Annotated in this window: 13 protein-coding genes; 4 read left to right on the top strand and 9 right to left on the bottom strand. The window is 63.1% G+C overall.

Annotated features, from left to right (window positions below; translation table 11 throughout):
• Positions 1 to 7 precede the first annotated feature (7 nt).
• From fliE to NNX34_RS15690, 8 genes are all read right to left on the bottom strand, one after another.
• Positions 8 to 313 (bottom strand): flagellar hook-basal body complex protein FliE, encoded by a 306-nt coding sequence (fliE, locus tag NNX34_RS15725; protein WP_227923869.1) that lies wholly within the window; start codon positions 311 to 313, stop codon positions 8 to 10.
• Entirely contained in the window at positions 313 to 705 is a 393-nt protein-coding gene (flgC, locus tag NNX34_RS15720) for a flagellar basal body rod protein FlgC (RefSeq protein WP_227923870.1), read from the bottom strand. Before flgC ends, fliE begins: the two co-directional genes overlap by 1 nt.
• Positions 705 to 1,046, bottom strand: a complete 342-nt coding sequence (locus NNX34_RS15715; RefSeq protein ID WP_227923871.1) for a flagellar basal body protein — start codon at positions 1,044 to 1,046, stop codon at positions 705 to 707. The genes flgC and NNX34_RS15715 overlap by 1 nt, the downstream gene beginning before the upstream one ends.
• A gap of 185 nt (positions 1,047 to 1,231) precedes the next feature.
• Positions 1,232 to 1,576 (bottom strand): hypothetical protein, encoded by a 345-nt coding sequence (locus NNX34_RS15710; RefSeq protein WP_227923873.1) that lies wholly within the window; start codon positions 1,574 to 1,576, stop codon positions 1,232 to 1,234.
• Positions 1,566 to 2,003, bottom strand: a complete 438-nt coding sequence (gene fliS / locus NNX34_RS15705; RefSeq protein ID WP_308219756.1) for a flagellar export chaperone FliS — start codon at positions 2,001 to 2,003, stop codon at positions 1,566 to 1,568. The genes NNX34_RS15710 and fliS overlap by 11 nt, the downstream gene beginning before the upstream one ends.
• A 2-nt stretch (positions 2,004 to 2,005) precedes the next feature.
• The gene (fliD, locus tag NNX34_RS15700; RefSeq protein WP_255767468.1) at positions 2,006 to 3,340 is read right to left on the bottom strand and encodes a flagellar filament capping protein FliD; all 1,335 of its coding nucleotides are present in this window, start codon (positions 3,338 to 3,340) and stop codon (positions 2,006 to 2,008) included.
• A 216-nt stretch (positions 3,341 to 3,556) separates the two neighbouring features.
• Positions 3,557 to 4,393: a flagellin gene (locus tag NNX34_RS15695; protein ID WP_255767466.1), complete on the bottom strand. Its 837-nt coding sequence runs from the start codon at positions 4,391 to 4,393 to the stop codon at positions 3,557 to 3,559.
• A 135-nt stretch (positions 4,394 to 4,528) separates the two neighbouring features.
• On the bottom strand, positions 4,529 to 5,377 hold the full coding sequence (locus tag NNX34_RS15690) for a sigma-70 family RNA polymerase sigma factor (RefSeq protein WP_255767465.1): 849 nt from the start codon (positions 5,375 to 5,377) through the stop codon (positions 4,529 to 4,531).
• 308 nt (positions 5,378 to 5,685) lie between these two features.
• On the opposite strand from NNX34_RS15690, the gene NNX34_RS15685 reads away from it, so the two are divergent.
• The 4 genes from NNX34_RS15685 to NNX34_RS15670 are packed head-to-tail and all read left to right on the top strand — an operon-like array spanning position 5,686 to position 8,871.
• Positions 5,686 to 6,171, top strand: a complete 486-nt coding sequence (locus NNX34_RS15685) for a flagellar protein FlgN (RefSeq protein ID WP_227923886.1) — start codon at positions 5,686 to 5,688, stop codon at positions 6,169 to 6,171.
• 19 nt (positions 6,172 to 6,190) lie between these two features.
• Complete coding sequence (gene flgK / locus NNX34_RS15680) at positions 6,191 to 7,591, top strand: flagellar hook-associated protein FlgK (RefSeq protein WP_255767464.1); 1,401 nt, start codon at positions 6,191 to 6,193, stop codon at positions 7,589 to 7,591.
• A gap of 3 nt (positions 7,592 to 7,594) precedes the next feature.
• Positions 7,595 to 8,482 (top strand): flagellar hook-associated protein FlgL, encoded by an 888-nt coding sequence (gene flgL / locus NNX34_RS16225; protein ID WP_255767463.1) that lies wholly within the window; start codon positions 7,595 to 7,597, stop codon positions 8,480 to 8,482.
• Positions 8,479 to 8,871, top strand: a complete 393-nt coding sequence (locus NNX34_RS15670; protein ID WP_255767462.1) for a flagellar assembly protein FliW — start codon at positions 8,479 to 8,481, stop codon at positions 8,869 to 8,871. The genes flgL and NNX34_RS15670 overlap by 4 nt, the downstream gene beginning before the upstream one ends.
• A gap of 64 nt (positions 8,872 to 8,935) precedes the next feature.
• On the opposite strand, the gene NNX34_RS15665 is transcribed toward NNX34_RS15670, so the two are convergent.
• A complete protein-coding gene (locus tag NNX34_RS15665) occupies positions 8,936 to 9,772 on the bottom strand; it encodes an aldo/keto reductase (RefSeq protein WP_255767460.1) in 837 nt (278 codons plus the stop codon).
• Positions 9,773 to 9,898: the final 126 nt, after the last annotated feature.

The following is a 9,898-nucleotide window of genomic DNA, read 5'->3' as shown; positions in this document are numbered from 1 at the left end:
CCGGGCATCAGGCCTGCATCCGCATGATCTCGTTGAACGCGTCAACACCCTTGTTCCGCACTGCGGCGACAAGTTCCAGGGTGACGGAGGCCCGGGTGGACGCGATGGTGGCTGCGTGGATGTCATCCAGGTCGCCGGTCACGGCCTGCACGGCGAGTGTCTTGGACGTGGACTGCAGTTCGGTGACGTTGTCCACGGCTCCGGTGAGCTGCGTGGCAAAGGAGGAACCGTCAGTGGAGACGGCGGGCTTTACGGCTTCCACGTATCCCGTCGGCGTGGTGCTGCTGACTGCGGCGATGGCGGGAACGGGCATTAGGAGCGTCCAATCTGCAGTGCTGCTTCGTATGTGCTCTTGGCACGGTCAACCACGGCGGCATTCGCTTCATAGCCGCGCTGGGCAAGGATCAGGTTGCCCATTTGCTCCGAGAGGTCAATGTCCGGGTAACGGACGTAGCCTTCGGCGTCAGCGAGGGCGTGGTCCGGCTGGTAGACCATCCGGCCTTCGGCGTCGCCGTACTCCACGCCTGTGACGTGGACTCCGCTGCCTTCCCGGCCTTCCTGGGCTACGACGTAGCGGGCCTGGAAAGCAGCACCGTCGGTGCTGGAGACATTGTTGGCGTTGGCCAGGTTGTCGGAAACTGCATCCAGCCACTTACGGTGCGTGGTGAGTCCGGTTGCGGCAATGCCGATGGCATCGAAAGTCATTAGTTGGTCCTCAATGCCGTGCGGAGGGAATTGGCTTCTCCGCCAACGGCTTGGGTGGCGAACTGGTAGCGCAGCACGGTGTCGATATTGGACAGTGTTTCTGTGTCCAGGTTGACGTTGCTGCCGTCCAGGCGGGTGGGTTCAAGGGAACGCGAGGTGGTGGCGGCGACTGCTCCATTGCCGGCTTTTACCGACTTAGCGAGGGCGTCCTCGAAAGTGACGCGCTGGGCCTGGTAGCCGGGGGTATTCACATTCGCAATATTGTTTGCGATGGTCCGCTGACGGAGGGCAAGACCGTCCAGGGCGCTTTGCAGCGCAATGGAGGAGACGGAATCGAACACAGTGAAACCCAGTTCTCGCTAAAGGGACAGTGCGGCCGATCCGTGGCCTCTTTCGTGAGCTATCCGTGCTCGTTAATGGTTATCGGCCGAATTAACGAGTAGGTAAGCGGTAATCAAGTAATTCTTTTGGATTTTTGCAAGTATGCGGTATAGGAAAAGTAAGCAGTCTTCCGATTTCGCTGCTTTTAGCCGTCAACTTCGAGATAAACGGCCGACGCCGCGGGGCCGGGGACACTGCGAATCAGCAGGGACTGTTTCCGGTTGGTCCGCGACTCACTGCGCAGCTGGGCGTATGCCCGGGTCTGCGCCTTGGACAGCATCCGGGCACGGGTAACGAGCTCCTCGGGGAGCGGGCCGAGGTCCGCCGGAGGTTCCCAGTCGGCCGCCACCTCGCGGGCCTGTTCCGTGAGGGACTGTCCTTCGAGGAAGGACTCCAGGTTGTCTTCGAGCTGCGTGAGGACGAATTCCCAGAGCGCGAGGTTGGCCAGTTCCTCCGGGCCGCGGTAGGGCTCTGCCGATTCAGCCGACACCGAGAACCCCTCCCGGTGTGCCTGCGGCTGCGGGTGTTGCACCGGCAGCGGGGAGCTGTGCCGCCGCTTCATGCCAGGCCAGGCGGATCGGTTCGAGCAGGTCGATGCATTCCCGGGTCAGCTTTGCGTCCCGGCCGATGTTCGCGTTCATCAGGTTCGCCAACGAATAGGTGTAGATCCCGTGCAGGTTTTCCCCGCCCTCCCACACCTCGGTCTTCAGCGTGCCCATCAGCTCGGTGATGATGGCCTGGGCATGGAGCAGGTTCTCCGAAGCCACCGGCCACTCGGCATTCTGCTGCGCGGTTTCGGCCCGGACAAGGTCCAGCAGCAGCCGGTCGTACAGCATGGTCAGGAGCCGGGCAGGCGAGGCGGAGAGCACGGCATTGCGTGCATATTCGGCCCGTTTGGCTGCCATTGAGTAGTTCACGGTCACTTCTTACTCGAGGAGGCGGTGAGGGAGTCGAGCTGGCCGGTGAGCCAGTCCATCTGGCTGTTGAGGGAGCCCAGCTTGACTTCAAGGTTGGTCCAGACGAGCTTCAACGTGGATTCCCGCGAAGCCAGCCGGCGGTCCCATTGCTCAACCTGGCTGTTGAGGGACTTCACGGTGGATTCCTGGCTCTGGATCCGCTTGGTAATGGAGCCGTCGTACTTATCGGAGGCTGTCTTACCTACGGCCTCAACGCGGCTGGCAATTGCCTGCAGCGAAGCCTGGGTTTTTTCCGGATCCGCTGCGAGGGCGGCGGCGAACTTGTCGGCGTTGAACTCCACGGTGCCGTATTTGGTGAGGGTAATGCCGATGTCCGACGTCGAACGCCCGTCCAGCGAGCCGGTGGCCGCACCCATAATGGACTGCTTCAGGGAGCGGGTGGCCGAATCCCCGGTGAATACTCCACCAGTGGTCTTGGTGACGCCGTCGGAGGTATCGATCGTCACGGCGGAGTTCCGGTCCATGTAGCCGAAAACATCCGTCAGGGTGGCCACCAGGGAGGCCGCGACGGCCGAAATCGCCTTGATGTCCCGGCTCACTGCCACGTTGACCGGATCGGCGGACACCGCGGAGACCGTGATGTCCACACCGGGCATCAGGTCCGTGAAGGTGTTGGTGGCGGAGGTGATCTTCGTTTCGGCTCCGGCCACCCCGGCCCACAGGGTGACCTCGGCGTCCTGACCGGCGCGGATGGCACCCAGGTCCGTGCCGTTCTGCGAGACGGTAAACGCACCGGCCGAGCCCGTGGCGGAGGCACTGAACTGCATCCGGTACTGGGCGACGCCGTCCACGCTGCCGGCAGCGATCTTGACGGCGGTGACACCCAGGTTGGCTTTGTTGACGGTGCTGATGACCTGATCCAGGCTCTTGCCTGCCGTGTCCAGCTCGGTGATGGTTCCGTTGGCGGAGATGGAAAGGGCGTCGCCGTTGGGCCACGCCGCCATGGCGCCGGAAAGGGAGACCTGTGCCGTGGCCAGTTTGTTCACCGTGATGTCCAGCGAGCCTGCGGCAGCGCCGGCCTTGGTGGTGGCCGTGACGCTGGCGGAGCCGGTGACGGCGGCGTAGCGGTCCGTTCCACCTGCCTTGGCGATCTTCCCGGCGGCTTCGGTCAGGGAAGCGATCTTGGTGTTGAGGTTCTGCAGGGCGGTCACAAAGAGCTGGTTGCTCTCGACCTTGTCCTTCAGGAGCTTCTGCGGGCGGGCTTCGATCTTCATCAGGTCCGCAATCATGGCGGTGGTGTCGATGCCGCTGATCAGCCCGTCAATGCCTAGCGCCATGAAAATGCTCCTTGAGAAGTCCTGCCGTGTCCTGCTGGTGTCTTACGGGATCCTGCTGGGTCATGCTGGGGTTGCATGTCCTGCGGTGACAAACAGAAGGCAGGGAATGGGCTGGCGGCGGGAAGCGTGAGGTCCAAGTCATGTTTCCCCGCCGCCAGCGGCCATTCACCTGCCGGTTCTGCGGTTACTGCTGATGAATCTGGTCAGGCGCTGCTACTACTGCAGGAGCGACATAACGCCGGAGTTCATCTGGTTGGCCTGGGCCAGCATCGCGGTAGCGGCCTGGGAGAGGATCTGGGACTTGGTGAAGTTACCCATTTCCGCAGCCATGTCCGTGTCGCGGATGCGGGAGTTGGCCGAGGAGAGGTTCTCCACGGACACCGCGATGGAGCGCGAGGTGGACTCGAGGCGGTTCTGCTGTGCACCCAAGGTGGCGCGCTGATCAGAGGTGGCCGCGATGGCCGTGTCCAGTGAGGCGGTGGCCAACGCAGCGTTTGCCTGCGAATCGACGGCCAGCGTGCCCATATCTTCCAGCGTCTTGGCAACGTTGGCCAGGGTAACGTCGATGGTCTCGTCGGCATCGGCGCCGACCTGGATCTTCAGGGTGCCGGCCACTGCACCGGAGGTTACCGTGTTGTCCAGCAGCTGGATGCCGTTGAAGTTCGTGGTGTCCTTGATCCGGCCGAGTTCCGAGGTCAGTGCGGTGACTTCGGTCTGGATCGCCGTACGCGACTCTTCGTTGTTCGTATCGTTAGCAGCCTGAACCGTCAGGTCACGCATACGGTTGAGGATGTTGTGGACCTCGGTCAGGGCGCCTTCAGCAGTCTGGATGAGGCTGATGCCGTCCTGGGCGTTGCGGCCGGCCTGCGTCAGACCGGAAACCTGGTTCTTCAGGCCTTCGGAGATTGCCAGGCCTGCAGCGTCGTCAGCCGCACGGTTGATGCGCATACCGCTGGAGAGGCGCTCCACCGACTTGGCCTGGTTCGTCTGGTTCAGGTTCAGGTTGCGCATGGCGTTGAGCGACGAAACGTTGGTGTTGATTGTGAAACCCATGATGTATTCCTCCGTGAGTGGGCTGTACTAACAGGCCCTTCCGTGGGCCTGCAACCATAGCTATCGGCGGAGCACCGACGGGTGTTAGCAGTTCTGAAAAAGAATTCGAAAAAAGATTTAAGTGCGGCGGTAAGCCTAGGAAGCGGCCGGATTGAAAGTTGCCGGGCGGTCCGGAACACCCGTAAGTCCGGGCACAAAAGCCTGCGCGCCGGGAAGGGCCGGGGCCAGATGGTGCCGGGTGATGCCGCCGGCGGTGCGTTCTCCCACTGAGGTGAGATAGGCGTTGCGGCGTGCCGGTGCAATCCGGGACTGGAGTTCCGGTGCCGCAGCAGCGTCGGAGTAATGCGTGCCCAGGCCGTCCCGAAGGAGGCGGACCGCTTCGGCCCGTTGCTGGGACACGGCCGAGTGGGTGCTGCCGAGTTCTTCGGCGATTTCCTTGACCGTGCGGTCGTGGAAGTAGATCTCCTCCACTACATACCGCATCTTTTCCGGCAGGGCGGCGACGGCGGCCTGCAGGTACTTCAAGCGCTCGGAGGCCAGGAGGGAACCCTCGGGCGACGGCATGTCCGCGATCAGGAAATCCGTGGCGGATTCGTCCAGGCTGGACACTGTGCGGGAAGCATCCGACAGTGCATCCTCAGCCACAGTGCGGTCCACACCCAAGGCGGAGGCAATCTCGTCCACATTGGGAGTGCGGCCCAGGGCGCCGGTGAGGGTTTCCTTCACCGCGAGGGTTTCCTTGATCCGCCGGCGGGCGGATCGCGTGGCCCAGTCATTGGAACGCATTTCATCCGCAAAGGCACCGACGATGCGTCGGCGGGCATAGGCTCCAAAGGGAACACCCAGGTCCGGATCGAACGAGTCGGCAGACGTTATAAGGGCAATGGATCCAGCCGAGGCCAGGTCGTCACGCGACAGGTGCGTGGCCTTGGCGCAGACTTCGGATACGAGATAACCAACCAAAGGCAGATTTTCCACAACCATTGCATTACGTTCAGCGCGATTCAATTTGGACCCCCAAGCCCTTGTTCCCCAACTGTCCCCCAATACTGCGACCAGTTGCGCGCCTGCTTCGTGGTCAGTGGCTGAGTCCGCTGGTGGATCCACGCTGAAGCGCTTTAGCTGAAACATACCACTTACATTGAAGATGAACCGGCCGATAGTGATTTGTGGCGGACGTATTGGAATGCGGACGCCAAACCAAAGACTTTTGCCGCAGGTTGGGGCCTGAAATCAGACGTCTTATTCCGCTTTAGAGACATTCAGTGCACCACCTAGGAGGTGAGCAACGCATGGGTACCCAGAAACTCTCGGCCCTTCTTTGGGAAGAGCGCGAGTTGTTGGAACTTCTTGTGTTCAAGCTCGAAGAAGAACAACTGCTGCTCACCTCCGGAAAAACAAAATGGCTGACGCACGCCACGCGCGAGGTTGAACAAGTCCTCGAGCGCCTCCGCGGAGCCGATCTCGGCCGGGCTGTTGCCGTTGCCGGACTCGCCGTCGAATGGGGCACCTCCGAAAACGCCACGCTGCGTGAGCTGGTAGCCGCAGCTCCTCCCGGTCCGTGGACGGAAATCTTCAACGCACACCTGCAGGCCATGACCGAGCTGACCGTGAAGATCCGCGAACTGCGCGATATCAACGAACAGTTCCTGCGCACTGCGGCACGCTCGGCCCAGGAAACGCTGGCGGGGCTAAGCCCGGAAGCGAATACCTACACGGCGTCCGGCACCTCGGCCGCCCCCACCTCAGCCGCCCGGCTGGTTGACCAGAGCATTTGACGTTAAGGACTCCTAGAGAATGAGCACCTTCAGCGGCCTGAACACGGCGTACACCGGCCTCACCGCCGCCCGCAAGGGCCTTGACGTCGTCGGCCAGAACGTGGCCAACGCCAACGTGGCCGGCTACACGCGGCAGCGCCTGAATACTTCCGCAGCGCCCTCCCTCGCCCCGGCCGGCAGGTTCGCCGCCCCTACCGGGGTAGGCCAGGGCGTATCGGTGGATTCCATTGCCCGGCTGGGCAGCCAGCAGCTGGACACCCGGGTACGCAGCACCGCCGCCGTCGCAGGCTATTCCGCCGTCCGCGCCAACGCGCTGATCGAGCTGGAGGACGGCTTCAACGAGCCGGGCAAGAACGGGCTCTCCACGGCGCTGCAGAACTTCTCCGCCGCTTGGGACGGCATTTCCCACAATCCCTCGGACAACACGGCCGCCGCCGTACTGCTCAGCGCGGCCAGCACCGCCGCAGGCCAGATCGCCAACGGCTACAACGCGGTCCGGGACCAGTGGAACAGCACCCGCAGCGGCCTCAATGACATGGTCACTGAGCTGAATTCCAGCGCAAAGCAGCTGGCCAGCCTTAACGGGGCCATCCGCTCCACGCTTGCCTCCGGCGCGTCGGCGAACGAACTCGTTGACCAGCGCAACGCCCTGGCCACCACCATCGCAGCGCTTAGCGGCGCCACGGTGCGGGAATCCTCCGACGGCATGGTGGATGTCCTCATCGACGGCAATGCACTGGTGTCCGGCACGAATGCCCGTTCGCTCCAGGTCACCGGCGGAAAAACCATGGACGATGCGCAGGAACCCGTGGTGGGCTGGACCGACCGGCCCGGCTCGGCAGGCATTGGCAAGGGCGAAATTGCCGGCGCCACGTCGCTCCTCGCCTCGGCCGGCAACGGCGGCGTCTTCGCGCAGGCCGCAGCTTCCTACAACGAGGTTGCCGCCTCGCTGGCTTCCAGCGTCAACGAGCTGCACCGTCAAGGCGCAACCACAGCGGGTATCGCCGGCGGAGATTTCTTCAGCGTGGGCACCCCGGCCGCAACCACCCTGGCCACTGTGCCGACCGATGCCTCCGGCATTGCTTCCGGCCGGCCGGGCTCGGGAACACTCGACGGCGGCATCGCCGACCAGATTGCCCAGCTGGGTTCCAAGGCCGGGTCCGCGGACAAGGTCTGGAGCGCCTTCGTCACGGCCACCGCGTCGCAGAGCCGAGCCGAACTGCAGCAGGCCACGCTGGCCGACGTCGCGTCCTCCTCCGCGCTGGATCTTCAGCTTTCCAACGCCTCGGTGGACCTGGACGAAGAAAACGTGAACCTGCTGATGTACCAGCACGCCTACCAGGGTGCCTCCCGCGTCATGAGCGCCATTGACGAAATGCTTGACACCCTCATTAACCGCACCGGAATTGTTGGAAGGTAACCCGTGATCAGCCGCACCACGAACCAGACCATGGCCCGCACGGCCCAGCAGAACCTGCAGGCCAGCATGTCCCGGATGGCCAAACTGCAGGAGCAGGTCGCCTCCTCCGCCGCCATTGCCCGCCCATCCGACGATCCCACGGGGACCGCCAATGCACTGAAGGTACGGTCGGAAATCCGGGCCAACGTGCAGTACACGTCCAACGTGAGCGATGCAGAGGGCTGGCTTACCGTCACCGACAATGCGCTGACCAATACCACTGACATCCTGCGCCGGGTCAAGGACCTCACGCTGAACGCTGCCAACGGCACGCTTTCGCCGACCGACCGCAAGGCCATCGCCACGGAACTCTCCGGCCTGAAGACGGATCTGCTGCGCGAGGCCAACACCACCCACCTTGGCCGCACGGTCTTCGCGGGCACCTCGGACACCGGCAAGGCGTTCACCGAAACGGACGGCGCCTACACCTACAGCGGCAGCGGAACCCCCACCACCCGCCGGCTGGACAGCAGTACCCAGATGCGCGTGGACACCGACGGTGAAGCCGTTTTCGGCAAGGGAGACAACTCGGTCTTTCGGATGATGGACAACCTCGTGGCGGACCTGGAAGCGAACAACGACGTCAGCGGCTACCTCACAAAGGTTGACGCGGCGGCCGACACCGTCCTCATGGAACATTCCGCGCTCGGTGTCCGGCATGCAGCCACACTCAATGCCAAGGACAACCTGGCCGAGAAGTCCATCAGTTTGGAAACCCGCCGCTCGGGGATCGAAGACCTGGACACGGCGAAGGTCATTCTGGACATGAAGCTGCAGGAAGTCGCCTATCAGTCGGCCCTCGCTGTGACGGCCAAGGCACTTCAGCCGACGCTCATGGACTTCCTGCGATGAGCACCGGCCTGACGTTCCTGACTCCTCCTCCGGGGCTGGCTCCGGAGGTGCACTTCGACCTCGAAGAGATTGACGGCGCCGCCGGCCTGTTCGCCATGACCGCGGCCGGAAGCGCCGACGGCGGCAGCAGGCGCCTCTACGTGCTGGACGCCTCCGTCTATCTTCCGGACTACCACCCGGAAATCACCGACGAACAGCGTCATCAGCTGGAACTGGAGACTCCCGAGGACGCCGCCGTGCTGGTGGTGGCCAATCCGACGGTCGGCGGGACCACCGTGAACCTGCTGGCACCGATCGTGGTCAACCTGTCCACGGGCAGCTGCGCCCAGGTGATCCTTGAGGGCCAGGACTGGCCGGTCCGCGCTCCCCTGGAGCCGGTGGCCGCATAGGTTTCCAACACAAAAAGGCGCACGTTCCGCGGAACGTGCGCCTTTTGGACTTAAGCCGGAAGGCTTAGGCGAAGTCGGCCGTGGCCGGATCCGCGCCGTAGCGGGTGCCGTTGTCGAGCGCGTTGATCGCCTCGATGTCTTCGTCACTCAGCGTGAGGTTCAGGGCTTCCCAGTTTTCCCGGATACGGGATTCCGTGACGGACTTGGGGATCACAATGCTGCCCAGTGCCAGGTGCCAGGCAATGACGACCTGGGCCGGAGTGGCGCCGTCGTACTTCGCAGCGATCTCAACGAGCTTGGGATCCTCGAGCAGGCCCTTGCCGGAGCCCAGCGGGGACCAGGACTCGTGCAGGATGTTGTGCTCTGCCTCGAAGGCACGCAGGTCCGCCTGGTTCAGGTACGGGTGGGTTTCCACCTGGTTCAGGACCGGGACAACGCCGGTGGCGTCGATGATTTCCTGCAGGGCTTCCTTGGTGAAGTTGCAGACGCCGATGGACTTCACGCGGCCCTGCTTCTGCAGCTCGACCAGCGCCTTCCAGGTGTCCACGTACTTGTTCTGCTTCGGCTGCAGCCAGTGGATCAGGTACAGGTCGAGGGTTTCCAGGCCGAGGCGCTCCATGGAGGCGTCGAAGGCCTTAAGGGTTTCTTCGTAGCCCTGGTCCGCGTTCCACACCTTCGTGGTGATGAACATCTCCTCGCGGGGGACGGAGGTGGCGGCGATGGCGCGGCCGACGCCGGCTTCGTTGCCGTAGATCTTGGCCGTGTCGATGTGGCGGTAGCCAACCTCGAATGCCTGTCCCACTACCTTTTCGGCAACTTCGTCCTCAACCTGCCACACGCCGTAGCCGAGCTGGGGGATGGTGTTGCCGTCATTGAAAGTCAGTACCGGTGATGTAGTCATCTCCTCATCCTTGCCCTGATGCCGGGCAGGACAAAGCGGATAAGCTCACCGCGAAAACCCCACGTAACGTATTCCCGGATTTCCAGGTTTCTTTTGCGGTATTACCGGTATTTTCCGGAAACCGCT

Source organism: Arthrobacter sp. zg-Y1116 (assembly GCF_024385485.1).
GTDB lineage: Bacteria > Actinomycetota > Actinomycetes > Actinomycetales > Micrococcaceae > Arthrobacter_B.
The sequence above is the reverse complement of the archived record's forward strand: the minus strand, read 5'-3'. Positions and strand labels throughout refer to the sequence as shown.